Source organism: Bacillus chungangensis (assembly GCF_030812995.1).
Lineage (GTDB): Bacteria > Bacillota > Bacilli > Bacillales > Bacillaceae_C > Bacillus_CF > Bacillus_CF chungangensis.
Map to the genome: position 1 here is coordinate 95,668 of NZ_JAUSTT010000005.1, position 18,030 is coordinate 113,697.

At 37.9% G+C, this 18,030-nt stretch carries 14 protein-coding genes; 5 read left to right on the forward strand and 9 right to left on the reverse strand.

Features of this window, described 5'->3' with window-relative positions; all coding sequences use genetic code 11:
• Positions 1 to 9: 9 nt before the first annotated feature.
• The 5 genes from J2S08_RS05605 to J2S08_RS05625 form a co-directional block, all read right to left on the reverse strand.
• Complete coding sequence (locus J2S08_RS05605) at positions 10 to 1,077, reverse strand: phosphotransferase family protein (protein ID WP_307227493.1); 1,068 nt, start codon at positions 1,075 to 1,077, stop codon at positions 10 to 12.
• Positions 1,078 to 1,194: 117 nt separating this feature from the next.
• Positions 1,195 to 1,788, reverse strand: coding sequence for a TetR/AcrR family transcriptional regulator (locus tag J2S08_RS05610; RefSeq protein ID WP_307227495.1), 594 nt, complete (start codon positions 1,786 to 1,788; stop codon positions 1,195 to 1,197).
• A 119-nt stretch (positions 1,789 to 1,907) separates the two neighbouring features.
• Positions 1,908 to 2,681, reverse strand: a complete 774-nt coding sequence (locus tag J2S08_RS05615) for an SDR family oxidoreductase (RefSeq protein WP_307227497.1) — start codon at positions 2,679 to 2,681, stop codon at positions 1,908 to 1,910.
• A 19-nt stretch (positions 2,682 to 2,700) separates the two neighbouring features.
• Positions 2,701 to 3,912 (reverse strand): acyl-CoA dehydrogenase, encoded by a 1,212-nt coding sequence (locus tag J2S08_RS05620; RefSeq protein WP_307227499.1) that lies wholly within the window; start codon positions 3,910 to 3,912, stop codon positions 2,701 to 2,703.
• A 631-nt stretch (positions 3,913 to 4,543) separates the two neighbouring features.
• Positions 4,544 to 5,230 carry a phosphoribosylaminoimidazolesuccinocarboxamide synthase gene (locus tag J2S08_RS05625; protein WP_307227501.1) on the reverse strand — a complete coding sequence of 229 codons (687 nt, stop codon included), beginning with the start codon at positions 5,228 to 5,230 and terminating at the stop codon, positions 4,544 to 4,546.
• A gap of 639 nt (positions 5,231 to 5,869) precedes the next feature.
• Between J2S08_RS05625 and J2S08_RS05630 the strand changes: the two genes are divergently transcribed.
• The 5 genes from J2S08_RS05630 (at position 5,870) to J2S08_RS05650 (ending at position 11,820) form a co-directional block, all read left to right on the forward strand.
• On the forward strand, positions 5,870 to 6,820 hold the full coding sequence (locus J2S08_RS05630) for an ABC transporter permease (protein WP_307227503.1): 951 nt from the start codon (positions 5,870 to 5,872) through the stop codon (positions 6,818 to 6,820).
• A complete protein-coding gene (locus J2S08_RS05635; RefSeq protein ID WP_307227505.1) occupies positions 6,813 to 7,763 on the forward strand; it encodes an iron chelate uptake ABC transporter family permease subunit in 951 nt (316 codons plus the stop codon). Before J2S08_RS05630 ends, J2S08_RS05635 begins: the two co-directional genes overlap by 8 nt.
• Positions 7,757 to 8,515, forward strand: coding sequence for an iron ABC transporter ATP-binding protein (locus tag J2S08_RS05640; RefSeq protein WP_307227507.1), 759 nt, complete (start codon positions 7,757 to 7,759; stop codon positions 8,513 to 8,515). The genes J2S08_RS05635 and J2S08_RS05640 overlap by 7 nt, the downstream gene beginning before the upstream one ends.
• 224 nt (positions 8,516 to 8,739) lie before the next feature.
• On the forward strand, positions 8,740 to 9,732 hold the full coding sequence (locus tag J2S08_RS05645; RefSeq protein ID WP_307227509.1) for a siderophore ABC transporter substrate-binding protein: 993 nt from the start codon (positions 8,740 to 8,742) through the stop codon (positions 9,730 to 9,732).
• A 795-nt stretch (positions 9,733 to 10,527) separates the two neighbouring features.
• The gene (locus J2S08_RS05650; protein WP_307227511.1) at positions 10,528 to 11,820 is read left to right on the forward strand and encodes a serine hydrolase domain-containing protein; all 1,293 of its coding nucleotides are present in this window, start codon (positions 10,528 to 10,530) and stop codon (positions 11,818 to 11,820) included.
• A gap of 263 nt (positions 11,821 to 12,083) precedes the next feature.
• Here the strand turns inward: J2S08_RS05650 and J2S08_RS05655 are convergent, their stop codons facing one another.
• The 4 genes from J2S08_RS05655 to J2S08_RS05670 form a co-directional block, all read right to left on the reverse strand.
• Positions 12,084 to 12,935, reverse strand: a complete 852-nt coding sequence (locus J2S08_RS05655) for an oxidoreductase (protein WP_307227513.1) — start codon at positions 12,933 to 12,935, stop codon at positions 12,084 to 12,086.
• A 248-nt stretch (positions 12,936 to 13,183) separates the two neighbouring features.
• Positions 13,184 to 14,359 (reverse strand): hypothetical protein, encoded by a 1,176-nt coding sequence (locus J2S08_RS05660; RefSeq protein WP_307227515.1) that lies wholly within the window; start codon positions 14,357 to 14,359, stop codon positions 13,184 to 13,186.
• 467 nt (positions 14,360 to 14,826) lie between these two features.
• Entirely contained in the window at positions 14,827 to 16,059 is a 1,233-nt protein-coding gene (locus J2S08_RS05665) for a metal-dependent hydrolase family protein (protein ID WP_307227517.1), read from the reverse strand.
• A 294-nt stretch (positions 16,060 to 16,353) separates the two neighbouring features.
• Entirely contained in the window at positions 16,354 to 18,000 is a 1,647-nt protein-coding gene (locus tag J2S08_RS05670; protein WP_307227519.1) for a helix-turn-helix domain-containing protein, read from the reverse strand.
• Between the last annotated feature and the right edge of the window lie 30 nt (positions 18,001 to 18,030).

Here is an 18,030-nt window from a genome sequence, read left to right on the forward strand (position 1 = left end):
ATTTTGCCTTTATCGTTTGTTTGCTGTTAACAGTGCGTATTGAATCAATGTCTTTACAAATTGGTTAAAGTGAGCAAATCGTGGATCGCGAGTCTGGCCTTTTTGATAGCGATAATATATTTGCTGACAAATAACAGCTAGCTTAAAATAAGCAAATGTTAAATAGAAATGGATATTCGAGACATCACGGCCGCTTTTCTTTGCATAGCGCTCAATAAAAGCCTCTCTTGTGAAAAATCCATCTAATATCGTAACGGGCGGTTTCCCAAGCCCATTTTTTAATAGCTCAGGGTCGTCGGCTTCAATCCAATAGCTCATTGCAGCTCCCAAGTCAGCCAAAGGGTCGCCAACAGTCGTCATTTCCCAATCAAACAAGCCTGTTACTTTAGAAAAATCCTTTGAAAACATCATATTATTTAACTTATAATCGTAATGAATAATAGTCGGTTCCGGGGACTGTGGCAGATGGCGCTCCAGCCACTTTGTCAATTCGCCAACCTCTTTCACTTCATCCGTTTTTGCACGTTCATAACGGCCAATCCAGCCGCTTACCTGCCTCTCTAAAAACCCATCAGGCTTGCTTAGCTTTGTTAACCGCGTTTCTTTGTAGTGAATGTCATGGAGCGCGGCCAATGTATCTACCATTAATTCGGAAAGATGGCGGCCAAGCTCACTCGTATACGTAACACTTTTTGGGAAAGCATCATCGACGACAATCCCTTTTTTTCTTTCCATCAAAAAAAATGGACTCCCGACAATGCTTTCATCGCTGGAAAAAACATACGGCTTTGGTGCTGCTGGAAAAACCGGATGCAAACTCGATAAAATCTCGTACTCTCTTTGCATATCATGTGCTTTCGGAGCGACTGGGCCTAAAGGGGGCCTGCGTAATACTGCCTCCCACTCCCCTATTCGCAACAAATAGGTTAAATTCGAATGTCCAGCACCAAATTGCTCTATTTCCAGATTTCCATTTGGCACTTCAACTAATTCTTTATGTAAAAACTGCTCTAATGCCGCATTATTTAATTCCTCTCCCTTTCGTACTTTGATTGTGTCTTTTTCTATTTGTATCATTTTCTTGTATGCTCCTTCCCCTTTCCTCCAAACTTTTGAGTCATGATTCTTTTTTATGAAACAATTATTCTCTTACACATTTTGGAACGATTCCATCATGATAATTTGACGAAAACGTCAGTTCATTACAGTGGAGTTGTGGATGGAGTCGGCTGCGATCCCATTTAAAATCATATTTACAAAAATGGTGGATAATGCATCTTCTGAAATTTTTCCATTTGGATCGTACCACTGATAGCTCCAATTTGTTACACCTAAAATGCCGAATGCAATCATATCAGCTTGCAGTTCTTTAGAAAATTCTCCATTGCTGACTCCATCTCTAATTAGTTTTTCGATATTACAACGAAATGCGTCTCGTTTTTGTTTTATTTTTTCTGCATTTGCATCTGACAAGTGCTTCATTTCACGAAAAAAAACGCGGGCGCTTGCACCTTTGTCGCGAATATCAAAGATTAAGAGACGAATCATTCTTCTCAGCTTCTCTTTATATGTCGATGTGTCATCTGCTATGATGGTTCTTTGTCTTTGTAAAAGATCAGCAATATAATGAAAGTGAATCTCCATCAATAATTGTTCCTTACTAGAAAAATAATAATAAAATGTTCCTTTTGTGACGTTCAAAGCATCAACAATGTCTTGAATAGAAGTTTGGCTAAAGCCTTTCTTTTCAAAGAGAAGCACGCTTTGTTCTGTAATTTTTTCTTTCATGGCGCCTCCATTTTTCATTTATTTCGATAATGCAGCATTTGGCTGATCAATTGCAAGGTTGGCTCGTAAATAGTTATCATTGACTTATAATTCGCCAATTTCGGATGATAAGACTCCTTTTATCGTGCGTGTGCTCCGCCATCCACTGTTAATATATCTCCTGTCACATAATCAGATGCATTTGAAGCAAGAAATAAGGCTGCACCTTTCAAATCTGAATGATTGCCTAATCGCTGCAACGGCGTTCCTTCGAGAATTTTTTCTTTCCCGATTTCAATTAATACGTTCGACATCTTCGTTGGGAAAAACCCCGGTGCAATCGCGTTGACATGAATGTTGTACTGTCCCCATTTAACAGCGAGATCCTTCGTAAAGGTGATGATTGCGCCTTTGCTTGTATTGTAGCCTATCGTGTCCATCACACTTGGATCAGTTCCGCCAAATCCCGCAATAGAAGCAATGTTAATGATTTTTCCATACTTTTGTTTGATCATCACCTTGCCAACTTCCTGGCTCATTAGAAAAGTACCTGTCACATTTACGTCCATCACTTTCTGCCATGCTGCTAACGACATCTCTACTACAGGCGCTGCCCATGACGCTCCACTATTATTGACCAAGATATCTATCCTGCCAAAATGCTTCACTGTTTCTGCAACAACATTCTTAACCTCTTCCTGTTTCGTGACATCGCAGGCAATCGCTAAAGCACCTGCACCTTTTTCCTTTAAACGTTTACTCGCCTCTTGGCAAGCTTCCAATTTTCTTGAGCAAAGCACGACATTTGCCCCTGCTTCTGCAAAACCTTCAGCAATTTGAGCACCGAGTCCTCTCCCACCTCCCGTTACGATAGCTGTCTTCCCATCAAGCTTGAATAAATCAAGTACATGCATCTTGTCACTTCCCTTTCATTCATGAAGAATATTTTCTTAATTCTAGTTTTGCGACTTGAGCTCGGTGCACCTCATCAGGACCATCAGCAAGCCGCAGCGTTCGTGCATTAGCCCATTGTGAAGCCAACGTAAAATCATCGCTTACGCCAGCACCGCCAAACGCTTGAATAGCACGATCAATCACTTTTAAGGCCATGTTTGGTGCAACGACCTTAATCATTGCTATTTCTGCTTTCGCTTCTTTATTCCCGACTGTATCCATCATATAAGCAGCCTTTAATGTTAACAAACGAGCCTGTTCAATTTCGATGCGTGATTGTGCAATCCATTCTTGCACGACTCCTTGCTCTGCCAACTTTTTACCAAAAGTTGTGCGTTCTTGAACACGTTTACATAAATCTTCCAGCGCTCGTTCAGCTGCGCCAATCAGTCTCATACAATGATGGATGCGGCCAGGTCCAAGTCTTCCTTGTGCGATTGCAAAGCCTTTTCCTTCTCCCCAAATGATATGAGACGCAGGCACTCTAACATTGTCATATGTAATCTCGGCATGGCCATGAGGTGCATGATCGTAGCCAAAAACAGTTTGCATTCTTTCGATTTTCACTCCTGGTGTATCAAGCGGCACAAGAATCATCGATTGCTGTTCATGTCTCGGTGCTTCTGGATTGGTTTTTCCCATTACGATAGCAATATTACAGCGAGGATCGCCAGCACCAGATGACCACCATTTCCTCCCATTTATCACGTATTCGTCGCCATCTTTTACAATGCTCGCTTGAATATTTGTCGCATCACTTGAGGCAACATCGGGTTCTGTCATTGAAAAGCACGAACGTATGTCACCAGCTAACAGCGGCTTCAGCCATTTTTCCTTCTGCATGTTTGTTCCATATCTAACAAGGACCTCCATGTTTCCTGTATCAGGAGCATTGCAATTAAACACTTCAGAAGCAATGAGAGAACGCCCCATTATTTCACACAATGGCGCATACTCTAGATTCGTCAGTCCCGCACCATATTCACTGTCTGGCAAAAATAAATTCCACAGTTCTTGTGCTTTCGCTTTCCTTTTCAACTCTTCCATGATTGGCGGCACTGCCGACCATCGCGTTTCTTGCTCTTTTAATTGCTTTTCAAACAAGGCTTCATTCGGATAAACATTTTCTTCCATAAATTGTGTTAGCTTTTGCTGTAGTGCAGCTACTTTACTAGAAAATGAAAAATTCATTTTTCAACTCTCCCTTGCTTTTCCCTTATAAGTCATACTATTAGGAAGCCGTAAAACGGCCTCCCTTGAAGAACTTCAATTAAACACGACGTCCAGTAGATCCGAACAATGGCTTAGATCGCACCGTCCCCAAACAAGAAATGATAATTTAAAAAACTTTCCTTTTCCAGTAAGTTCGAACCATTCGGACATTTAACTTTCTGGTATTCTAAAACACTAAATGATTCTGATTCCAACTCTTGAGTTTGCCGTATATGGCAAAAATACTAACTGGTTGGTATGTTCAGAATAATTAGTTATTATTATAGAGATCATTGTAAATCATTGCAAGTTTTTTCACCATTTAGTATGAACAATCTTCTACATCATCAAGACAACATATGCTTAAAAAATGCTATTATTCCTGTCTGTTCCTTTTTAAATAGATTGAAAAATGATTTGTACACACCTATCACTTAATGAGAAGTCGCGTGTGCTGCTCATCAACACGGAAGGCGACACAGATTCTAATCAATATCAGAATATTGTCTGGATGGGCCATTTTCCAATTGAGTAAACAGCATGTTTCACACTTTTTCAATAAGCAACGCTTTGCACCCTGTCTGATGCAAAGCGTTATCCTTTATATGACTCAATCATTTAGAATTAATTTCTCTAATTGTAAAGGTTCAATATATTTTCCATCTTTATAGGCTCGCATGTTGCCGCCAGAAATTTCGTCGATAAGGATAATCTCCTTGTTCTCTCCAACACGGCCGAATTCAAACTTAATATCGTAAAGATCAATTCCTTTTTTCTCCAGAACTGATTTCACAATACCAGCAATTTGCTGTGTGAGTGCTTTTAACACTTTATATTCATCCGCCGAAAGGATTCCCAGCATATGTAGTGCATCTTCGCTAATTGGCGGATCTTGACGTTCATCGTCCTTCAAAGTTACCTCTACAAATGCATCTAGTGGCTGACCCTCTTTTGCATACATGCCATAACGGCGAAGAAAGCTCCCTACTGCTCGGTAGCGGCAAATGACTTCAAGACCGTTGCCAAATACTGCTGCAGGCCGCACAGTCATCGTTGCCTTTTCGATATCCGCTCCGATATAGTGTGTCGGAATACCTTCTGCTTGTAAAATATCAAAAAAATACTTCGTCATACGCAGCCCTGCTCGTCCTGCTCCTTCAATTTTTAGCCCTACAGTATTAGCCCCTGGATCAAATACCCCGTCTTCGCCTGTCACATCATCTTTAAATTGAAGTAAATAATTTCCGTCTTCCAGCGAGTAAACGTCCTTCGTTTTTCCTGTAAAAATCAGCTTCATATAAAGAATCCTTTCCCTAATATTGTCGTGTCCAAAAAGAGTATATAAGTTTTAGAAAGCGAGACTTCAACACCGGAGGCGAAGAAGCAAGCTACTGGCGGACTTTTTGAACAACTTCTATTATAACACGCGAATAGGCCCTCATTATACCTAACCTTATCAATCCGTTGTAATTTTCTTTTTACCAATCCTAAAAAAGCCAATGAACAAAGCTACAAAAAATGATTGGCAGCGGACCTCTCAAACAAAAGAAACGAACAGAATTGTGAAGAAAGCGAAAAGAACAATTATGAAAAAATAAACAACATCGATATATTTGTAAAGTGATTCTATTCCTCTCGAATTCATCTTTCTCAGGAACAAAAAGTCTCAATCAAACGTTTGATTAATAAAGTGAAACATCGAAACATCTTGCTATGGTTCGGTTTTACATCGATATTACTAAATAGATACATTCATTTTCTTTCTAAGGAAAAGACTCAAAATGTAATTCAACCTCTTCTCTATTTATAGCCATTCATTGACAGACCGTTATAGCGTGTTATAATACTAATTGATAATGAATGTCATTATTGTTTCGCATTGGCAAAAATACTGGGATTTATTTGTATTTTCTAAAATAACAAAGGAAAGTAAATCATGAAAAAAAGATACTTGTTTATTGCACTCATTGTTTTTTCCATCGTTTCAATCTTTGTTGGTGTAAAGGACATATCCCCTTTAGACCTTTTTGATTTAACTGACGACAAAGCACAAATCCTAGTGATTAGCCGGCTGCCTCGTCTCATTAGTATTATCATTGCAGGAATGAGTATGAGTATTTGTGGATTGATTATGCAGCAGCTTAGCAGAAACAAATTCGTTTCTCCAACAACAGCTGGTACGATGGATTCTGCCAGACTAGGAATCTTAGTTTCTCTCATGATTTTTACAACTGCGAGTCCACTGCAAAAAATGATTGTCGCGTTTATATTTGCCTTGCTTGGCACGTTTGTTTTTATGAAAATTTTAGAAAGAATCAAGTTTAAGGATACAATTTTCATCCCCTTAGTAGGTTTAATGTTTGGTAATATTATTAGCTCTCTTTCTACTTTTTTTGCTTATAAATATGATTTAATTCAAAACATTTCCTCATGGCTGCAAGGGGATTTCTCCATGATTATAAAAGGTCGATATGAGCTGATGTATGTCAGCATCCCGTTATTAATCATTGCGTATCTTTTTGCAAATAAATTTACAGTAGCAGGGATGGGAGAAGATTTTTCCAAAAATTTAGGACTCAACTATAAACGCATCGTTAACATCGGTTTAATTATTGTGGCACTTATTACTGCATCCGTTATTTTAACAGTTGGAACGATACCATTTTTAGGATTGATCATTCCTAATATTGTCTCGATTTATCAAGGAGATCATTTAAAGAATAGTTTATTTCATACTGCAATGCTTGGAGCTGTTTTTTTGCTCTTCTGTGATATTCTTGGAAGAATTATCATTTATCCGTATGAAATTTCGATTAGCTTGACAGTAGGGGTCATTGGAAGTGCTATTTTTGTGTATTTATTGATGAGGAGAAGGGCATATGGGTAATAAAGCTAAACTAGGGCTGCTTGCAGTAATCGCATTAGTATTGACTGCTCTCTTCATGTTTTGGAACATAGGTTCTAATTGGGACTATGTGCTGCCAAGAAGAACAATGAAAATATTTGCGATTATATTAACCGGAGGTGCCATTGCCTTTTCGACAATGGTATTTCAGACCATTACGAATAATAGAATTTTGACCCCAAGCATTCTCGGTCTGGACTCTTTATATATGCTTATTCAGACATTTGTTATTTTCATGTTTGGATCAGGAACACTGACAATGATGAATCATAACGTTCATTTTTTAATGACCGTTGGCCTAATGGTCCTTTTCTCTGGCATCTTATATAAAGTGCTCTTTAAAAGAGAAGGGCAAAATATTTATTACTTATTGTTAATCGGACTTATTTTCGGTACGTTATTTGGCAGTCTTTCTTCTTTTATGCAAGTTTTAATTGATCCGAATGAATTTCAAATCGTTCAAGATAAAATGTTTGCCAGTTTCAACAACGTTAATACCGATTTGCTTTATATTTCTGCCATTTTAATTGTCCTTGTTACAATTTATTTCGCAAGGTATATGAAATATTTAGATGTTCTATCACTTGGCAGAGATCATGCTATTAATCTCGGCATCAATTATGATTATGTCGTAAAGAGACTCTTAATTGTTGTAGCTATCCTCATTTCTATCTCGACAGCTTTAGTAGGACCGATTACATTTTTAGGATTGCTCGTTGTGAATGTTACATACCAATTTTTAAAAACATATCAACATAAGTATTTGATTATTGGTTCGGTGCTCATTAGCATCGTTGCACTTGTAGGCGGGCAGCTGATCGTAGAAAGAGTTTTTGAATTTACAACACCGCTCAGTGTAATTATTAATTTCGTCGGCGGCGTTTACTTTATTTATCTGCTATTAAAGGAGAATAAATCATGGTAGTTGTAAAAAATGTGTCAAAAACATATGGCAGCAAGAAAGTAGTTGAGGATGTTTCTGTCAGTATTCCTAAAGGAAAAATAACGTCATTTATCGGTCCTAACGGTGCTGGCAAAAGTACCCTGCTCTCGATGATGAGCCGCCTTATTTCGATAGATGAGGGAGAAATATTTATAGATGATGAGGAAATCCGTCGTTGTAAAAGCAATGAGCTTGCGAAAAAAATTTCAATCTTAAAACAGTCTAATCATATTAATTTGCGGCTGACAGTAAAAGAGCTCGTTTCTTTCGGCCGATTCCCCTACTCACAAGGAAGGCTTTCTAAAGAGGATTGGCATTTTATTGATGAAGCGATTCGGTATATGGAACTAGACGACATGAAAGATAAATATTTAGATCAATTAAGTGGAGGGCAAAGACAACGAGCTTATATTGCGATGGTCATTGCCCAGGATACTGAATACATTCTTTTAGATGAACCACTTAATAACCTTGATATGAAGCACTCCGTGCAAATCATGAAGATTCTTAGAAGACTAGTGGATGAATTGGGCAAAACGATTGTTATTGTGATACATGATATTAATTTTGCCTCTTGCTACTCTGATGAAATTGTGGCGCTAAAAGAAGGAAGAATCGTCAGTCAAGGCAAGACAGATGATATGATACGCAGTTCGATATTAAAAGATATTTACGATATGGACATTCAAATCGAAAATATTAATAATCGGAAAATATGTGTTTACTTTTCATAATTCCCCCTTCTAATTGTCTGTTTTCCTTGTCGTACGAAGGTGGGAGTGGAAAATAGAGTTTTTGTATTTTTTTCAACTGATTGTGTCAAACAAGTCATTTAGTGCTCAGAAAAAACAAATAATTGATTGACTATTTTTTTCCTGATGCTATAATTACTTTTGACAACTAAATGATAATGAAAATCATTATTGTTTATCATAAAAATTTTCTAGAGGTGAAGAAAATGAAAAAAACATTATTGCTGTTTATCATCGCCGTTTTCGCAGCTATCGCTGTAGCATGCGGCTCAGACAGTGGAAAAGAGGAAAAAACAGAACCAGCATCCACTACTACTGAAGAAAAATCTTCTGGAGATGCACAAAAAGAAGAAAGTAAGAATGAAGAAGTAACGGTTAAACACCAACTTGGCGAAACAAAAGTGAAGAAAAACCCAGAAAAAGTAATTGTATTTGATTTTGGGACATTAGATTCCTTAGATAAATTAGGAGTAGAAGTTCTTGGTATTCCTAAGAAAAATATTCCTTCCTATCTATCTAAATATGAAGATGATAAATATGAGAATATCGGTGGATTGAAGGAACCTGATTTCGAAAAAATTCACGAGTTGCAGCCAGACCTAATCATTATTTCTGGCAGACAATCAGATTCTTATGATGAGTTTACAAAAATTGCACCAACTATCTATATGGGTGTAGATACAACAAATTATATGGAATCCTTCCAGGAAAATGTAAACACGTTAGCTGAAATCTTCGAAAAAGAAGATGCTGCAAAAGAAGAACTAGCAAAAATTGACGATGCAGTAAAAGAATTAAATGATAAAGCATCTGCATCTGATAAAAAAGCGTTAGTAATCCTTGCAAATGATGGTAAAGTTAGTGCGTACGGTTCACAATCACGATTCGGTATCATCCATGATGTTTTCGGTCTTAAACAAGCTGATGAAAACATTGAAGCAACTACTCATGGTCAAAGCATTTCCTTTGAGTATATCGTTGAAAAAGATCCAGACTATCTCTTTGTTATCGACAGAGGCGCTGTAGTCGGCGGTGAATCTTCTGCGAAACAAGTAGTAGAAAACGAATTAGTAAGTAATACAAAAGCAGTAAAAGAAGGCAATGTCATTTACTTAGACCCTGGCTACTGGTACCTATCTGGCGGTGGACTTGAGTCTGTTAATGCAATGATTAAAGAAGTATCTGACGCCTTTCAATAATAAAGAGTCGAACGTCAAGGGGATCCTAGCAGTTTAACAGACTGCTAGATCCCCCCTTTTATTTCATTACCGTTGAATGGCTAGATAACTTCACAAACTCCTTCGTGATCTCCCCCCCCCCCTCAAATTTCACTAAGATTTTTTTCAACATTTCGCTGAAATACAAGTCCTACTTTGAATCGCCTTTTTAGTTAGCTCAAATTGTGGATAACTAATATGTTATGAACACACTCTTTTGAAAATAACAGCGTTACTAACAAGCAAAAATAAATGAAGGATAAAGTAAAACTTCCATGAGTAAGGATTTTCTCTCATCCCCTACTGATAAGAAGTAGAACAAAGGCTAAGATGGGCAGGCGTTCTCGAAAAAGGCAACCGCTTTTCTTCGTGCGATGTATCGCTGCCGAAGCTTTCCTTATCCTGTCGACCGGAACCATCGAACATTTACTAAAATAGAAGGAAGAGGAGATAAAGAAGTTCCCTTCTCACTTCTTATCACTCACCTCTAGAGTAGTTAGGTGTGGGGTAAATAGAATGGATGCCTCCACAACTTATCCACAACAACATGAATAATGTGGATAAAAACCTGTTTATTTGTGGATAAAGTGGATAAGTAAAAATATCATACTCATATATGCTCTGTTATTGTGGGTAGATTTGTGTATAACCCTTAACGAATAACAAGAGAGAAAAAACAGCTTATCTCCACTAAATGTGATGGATATTAAAAAAAAAAGAATGATGCTGCAAAAAGGTATAAAATAGATGTATCGTGAACAGAAAGGGTTGGATTTCATGAATCAGTGGAAACGATTTGAAGATATGGTCAAGCAGATAATCGAAAAGGAACAAATACCAGGAGCAGCTGTCGCAGTATCACAAGATGGAGAAACGATCTATCAACAAGGATTCGGAGTAAAAGATATAAAAACAAGCGAGCCAGTTACACCAGAAACGATTTTTGGCGTTGCTTCTATTACAAAATCATTTACCGCACTAGCGATCATGAAGCTCGCAGAGGAAGGAAAATTAACCATTCAAGATAAGGTGATTCATTATTTGCCTGAGTTGCGCTTCAAAGAGCTAGAAAAAACAGAGAAGATGACGATTCATCACCTCCTCTCTCATACGACAGGCTTAGCGCCGTTAAAAAGAAAAGAACACTTAATCAATTTCAATGAGCATATCGCATATCTAGCCGAACAAGAGCTTCAGTGGCTGGGCGAGCCCGGCTCATATTTAAGCTATAGTAATGATAGCTTCCTTCTGCTTGGTGCTATTATTGAAAAAATAACCGGACAAAGCTATCAATCTTATATCCAAAAGCTCATATTAGAACCGCTGCAAATGAAGAGAACTACTTTTCATCTCGAACAATTACAGCAATGGATCAATGTGTCTACTCCTTATGTCATCCAAAATGGTGAACTAGAGGCTTGTCCATGGCCAACATTAGGAAACTATGCAGTAGGCGGCGGCATCCGTTCCAACGTCTTAGATTTAATGAAATATGGAAATATGTATATCAAACCTCACGAACGGAATATTGTTAAAGCAGACACCGTGGCCCAAATGTATCGTCCTGTCCATCAAATTGGCAGAAATTCCTTTTACGGATACGGACTGCAAACGACACCAGCGTATGCTGGAGTCTCTTTAGTAGAGCATAGCGGCAATCAGCCTGGTGTATCCTCTCACTTTGGCTTTGTCCCACAAAAAGGCTTAGCTGCTGCTGTATTAACAAATGTTACTGGCGTTCGTGCACATGCCATTTGGCTCGCTGCTGTAAATACGGCATTAGGATTGCCACTTGAACAGCAAAGAAGTATAGAGCCAACCTACGAGGCAACAGAAGAACAATTACAGCGTCTGACAGGAACTTATCGGTCTGCTGAAAGAGGAGATATGCATATTTATTTAGATGGAAAAACACTAAAGGCAACAATTGACAATAAAACATATACTTTACGGGCAAGTGATGAGAGAACACTAGTGATTGAACAGCTTCAAAAACCAATCCGATTCTTTTTTAAAGATAGCAATACCCCATGGGCTGCTTTTTTTGGCCTTCGGATGCTGCTTAGATAAAGTAAAACTTCCATCAGTGGGGGTTTTCTTATCCCCCACTGATAAGAAGTAGAATAAAAAAGATCGCAAGCGTCCTTGAAAAAGAAAAGCAATTTTTCTTCGTTCCTTATCCTGTCGGCCTAACCAATCGGACATTTGACTTTCAGTTATCCCCCATGATTCCTCTGACTCCCTGTGAGGTGGAGTCTTGACTTGCCTGCCAGTTAAATAAGACGAAGATGAAGAGAATATACTTCCAGCCTTCGTCTTAAAAGTTAATGATCTTACCCCTTTTGACCAAGCCTATGAAAAAAGAGCTTCTCCCATCTGCTCCAGGGAATACATTTTCGAAGAGAGATTCCTAGCTTTACTCCTTTTCCAATTGGATGGCGAAGCTTTTTTATTTCATCGCTTATTGCTAATGAACAAATAAGCTGAGCAACTTCTAAAGGATCGCCAAATCTAGCTTTCTCTGTTTCGATCTGCTGTTCAAAACTTTTCATATACGTATAATAAGGTGAATCCTCAAGCATTGATTTTTTCGCTATTTGTTTTCCACTTGACCAAATGTTTGTTTTATAAGAGCCTGGTTCGACTAACGCCACATCTATTCCGAGTGGTTTTAGCTCAAGCCGAAGACATTCGCTGAATCCTTCAAGTGCAAATTTTGAAGATACGTACGGGGACAATCCTGGAAAACCTATTTGCCCGCTTATGCTGCTTAAATAAATAATCTTTCCGCTCCTTTGTTGACGCATAGATGGAAGTACAGTTTGCGTTACAGCAATCGTCCCAAAAAAATTTGTTTCAAACTGCCGCCGATACTCTTCAATGGCAACCTCTTCGCCAAATCCCCCCATCGCAAAACCAGCATTATTTACTAAAACATCAACACTTGTCAAAGTATTGACAAATACTTGAAATTGATCAATTGATTCACTAGAAGTGACATCTAGCGGCTGTACTTGAATGGCATCTTTTACATTGTGTGATTCAGCCAGTTCCTCTAATTTGGCAGCTTTGCTTACATCCCGCATTGTCGCAATGACATAAAATCCGTTTTTTGCAAGTTCTATTGCTGTCAGCAGCCCGAAGCCACTCGAAGTACCAGTAATGATTGCTGTCTTTTTCCCCAACTTAGTCCTCCCCTTTTATTTATTAGAACAAGCCATACGTGGACAAATATTTGCTCAAACTCTTCAGACTATTAGTATTACCTTGTCTCATCGGTCTTTGAAAGTCAAGTATGCTGAGAAGAAACTTCTATAAAGGAATATTGACAAGAAAAGCGAAACCATCATAATGGTACTCCAAGTTTATTCGTTCTTTAAACAATTAAGATAAGAATAGTTAAAAAATTCTGCCTATAAAGTGATAAGCCTCCTCACCCTAATGTTCCCATGAGCACACTTGCCACGATAACGGAAGCAATGGTTACCGTTGTAAAGCCGCCAATTAATAAAGGTGAAATGAGTTGATCAAAAATATACTTGCGCTCTGCTTCATTTCTTCCCGTTGTCCGGCTAATCTCTTCACAGATAATATAATCGCCTGGAAAGCCAAACATCGCGGTCAGTGCAACGGGAATACCAAGAAACGGGTCCCATTTGAAAAGTTTAGAGCCAATATAGCCGCCTGCGATAATGCCAACCGCACCGATACCAAGGATCAATAGAATACTAGGAAGATATTGAATAAAACTGCTAAATGTTACATCATTCATCGAAGGAATAATGAAAAAAATAAGTCCAGCCATGGCGATGCCAAACGAATTCGCACGCTCCATCATCTTATCTTTATAAAACCCGATTAGCATACCACTAAAACCAATAGCTAAAGCCCATAAACTATAATTAATGCCTGTCCATTTTCCTAGTAAAACAGCTAAAGCTCCCCCAAAGAATAATTGAAACAGTAAAATAATTGGAGTCGAGAATTTTTCACCCATGAGTGACTTTTTCTCCTGCTTCTCTTCTAACTGTTGACCTTCCTCATTGTCATCGGCACTTCCATTCACTGGAGCTTGCTCACGAATTTTGTATGCATATCGTCTAAGGAAATTAATTGCAAGCGGCAGCCCTATTAAGTTCTGTAGTGCTAAAACCAATGCAGGAATCACAATTAAAGTCGTTAATCCTAACATCTGTAATTTTTCTGAAGTAATAATAAAAGCAATGATTCCGCCAGTTAACGGACCAACTCCTGATACTGCTATCTCATAGCCTAGGATTGGTGTAACAACTAGTAAAACCGTTATTGTTGTAATAACAATCCCCATTAATGAAATAAAAACGGCCTTATATTGCTGCTTCATTACTTTAAGTGGAATCAGTGTTCCCATATGAACAATTAACGGTGCAACCATCAATGCTCCAAACGTTGATAGACCGGTGCGATCAATAATATCAAGTGGAAATAAGCCCGTCCATAGTAAAATTAAATAACCAAAAAAAACAACAAATAACATCGGTACACGAGCCCGAGTAACAATCGATAATACCTCACCGACCATCAGCAAGGCAAAGATTAGTACAGCTGCAACAATTGGTTCATTCATCATCTGTTTTCAATACTCCTTTTTCTGTCTTAAACATCGGTGTTCATGTTAAAGTTGAAAGCACTTAGAAAGCCCTTTTGAAATAAAAAGGGCCCTGATCAACAGCATCACGTTCCTAGAAGCTGTTTTTCCTAGTCATTTTTTATTTTATAAAAAAATCTGAAAATTAATGATGTGATACTTGTCTCACAAAACTTTCAATATACAACTCTTATTTATCCCACATCTAACTGCGAGTCAAGACCCCCACCTCAAGAGTAGTAGGAATCAGAAGCGCTAGGTGGGGCATAACTGAAAGTCAAATGTCCGATTGGTTCGGGCCAACAGGATAAGGAAAGCTTCTTGAATCAACATCGCACGAAGAAAAAGTGATCTTCTTTTTCGAGGATGTTGGTCACTCAAGCGTTGCGACAGGACGTCGCGCTTTTAGCTTGAGATCCTTTGTGTAGGGGATGAGAGAAAAACCCCAATCATGGAAGTTTCACTTTATCTTTCAATAATTCCCCGCCCACAAATACTTTTTCAATATTTTCAGTCTTTACAAGCACATTAATATCTTCTAGAGGATTGCCGTCCACAACGATCAGATCAGCAAGCTTGCCTTCTTTAATTGATCCAACTTCGCCGCCGATAGCCAACGCATCTGCAGCATGTTGAGTGCCACTGACGATAGCCTCCATTGGACTAAAGCCAAGATCATCAACGAAAATCTGAAGCTCTTCTGCATTCCCTCCATGCTCTACAGGAGGACAACCTAAAAAGTCAGTAGCAGCAGCGATTTTCACACCAGCTTCATATGCTTTATACATGTTTTCTTTATGGATTTCATAGTAAGCTTTTGCTTTGCGCAATCCGAAGTCAGGCACTCCATATAGATGGCCTTGTTCTACAATTCTTTTTACGATCGAAAGGGTAGGAACAAGGATCGCATCTCTTTCCAGCATCATCTCAATGCCTTCTTGGTCAATTAATATCCCATGCTCGATTGTTTTTACTCCAGCTTTCAGTGCATTTTTAATACCAATGGTACTTTGAGCATGAGAAGCAACATAGGAGCCGACAGCTTCTGCCTCATAAACGATCGCCTCGATTTCTTCGATCGTAAATTGCGGAGAACGTGGGTCATCTTTTTCTGATAAAACGCCGCCAGATGAGCTTATTTTAATAAAATCAGCACCAGCACGGAATTGTTCTCTTGCTGCTTTTCGGCATTCATCTGCACCATCGCATACTCTAAACAGATTAAATGACGGAGGAAGCATATGCATATCACCATGCCCCGCAGTTTGGCTTAACATGAGATTTGACGTTTTAATGCGCGGCCCTGTATAAACACCTTCTTGAATCAGCTGTCTAATATGTACTGCAATCGGACTTCCAACATCACGAACTGCTGTAAAGCCAGCATCAATTAATTTGTCTAAATCTTTTAAAGCTCTTCCCATTTGTAATTCACGAGGTTCCAGTGCCATTTGCGCTAAATTTAAGCTTTTGCCGCCAATAATGTGCAAATGAGCATCAATTAACCCCGGCATTACCGTTTTTCCTGTTACATCAATAAACTCGGCATCTGAAGGTACATTATCTTTACTTCCAACTCCAACTGCACTAATTTTTTCCCCGTCAATCACGATATAGGAATTTTCTATCAATTCACCATCGCCAGTAATCAACAGGCCACCAAACAATATTTTCTTACTCAAAAAATCATCCCTTCCAAAAATGTCTGAATACTATTATATTTTCAACATATAATTATATTACAATAACATTAAAGCGTCAAGATGACTAATAAATGCTTTTGAATCCTAACTATTTACATATATGACAATAAACAGATGATTGGATATTAGAGGAAATCTGTGAAATTGACTGACTGAAGCTACAGGGCAAACCTTTTTTATGACTTTATTGCAGAATAGTACGCTTCCAATCAAATCAAGTAAAATCTAAATGACTAGAAGCGTTTATTAAAAAAATATTCTTGTTGAACGTATTCAACTCGACTTTGATTTATTCGTTACTTTTGTCACGAGCATAGAGTTTCTATATGTACTTGGGGTCATTCCATTTAGAGATTTAAAAACCCTAGTAAAATACCGAGGAGTATGATAGCCTACCGCTCCAGCAATTTGATAAATGGTATAATTCAAATCCATCAGCATTGTTTTTGCTTTATCTATGCGTAAATAAGTAAGATATTCAATGAAAGAAGAACCTGTCGTTTTTTTAAAAATATGACTGAAATAATTAGGACTTAAATGCACATATTGAGCAACTTTTTCTAAGGTAACATCTTCTGTAAAATGTGTGTTTATATATTGCAGTGCTTTCTGAACAGATTTGAGTACCTGTTCGTTATGATTCGTTAGCAATTGTTCAAGTAAATGATTCATCACTTCATAAAACCATTGACGAATTTGCTCAACATGCTCAAGTAAGCATAATTCCTTTGCATATTCTAATTGAATGGCAATAACTTCACTAGGTTTCGCTCCCCCGCTAACGGCTGAGCGAGATAAAGTAGATAACAAATCTAACATCACTAGTCTAAACGATTTTGGGTTCATATTCGTCTGTGAAAATACTATTTGCAAAATGACTTCTACATGTGCTTTTACACCTTCAACATCACCTACAGTTAACTTATTGGCCATTATTAGTATTTCCTTATTTGGTAAAAAGTTTATTTCATTTGTATAAGGTTCGATATCATCAATATGGATAATGGCATCATTTCCTGTGAAAAATTTATATGATTGGGCATGCAGTGCCTCCTGATAAGAAAGATGCAGATTCCTCGCATCTTCATAATAATTTCCGATTCCAATCGTCACCGTGTACCCGATCATCTTGTTTATATATTTTTTTATTTGTTGGGAATATTTGATAGATGCTTGTTTATATGTTTGTACATTGTTTTCTACGGGAATAGAAAGCAGGACAACGATTTTTTCAGGTCCAGTAATAATGACTAGCATTTCCCGAACTTTTTCATGCAAAAAGTACTTTCGGATTGCTTCAATCACTCTATTCCGAACCGATTGTTCCCAAAGCTTGCTTTTGTTTTTCATTAATCGATAAAAATCATCAATACATATAACAATCGCAATATTTGGAACTCTAGATAATCCAGCAAGTTGACTTCTTTCCCATATCTTCTTCGCATGTTTTACATTCCCAAAAATCAAGTCGTAAGCAAGGCTTACTTTTACAGAAGATTGATAGTGTTTCATTAGTTGCTGATTTTGTCTCGAATTCGAGTGATCTTGAACTGAATTCATCGCTTCGTGGATTAAATGATAGATACTCTCTTTGCCTACTGGTTTTTGTAAGCAATCAAATGCACCACTTTTAAAAAAATGTCTTATTTCATTATTTAAAAAATAATCCTTTAATATGACAAATCGCTTTGCTTTATGATGCCGTTTCATATAATCGATCACAACTCGCGATTCATTTTTTAAATGATCCATGTCAAAAAATGTAATAAAAGGCCCGTATTCTGTATCCTTATGCCATGTTATATCATCTAGTGATAAAAGTCTTTTGACCCGAAATTGAAAACGGGTGTTCTTCTTTATTTTTTCAAGCATGTTAACGAAACAATCATTTCCTGCTACAACCAAAACTACTTTCTTCATTTTTAACACAACCTTTCGCTAAGAAATTCT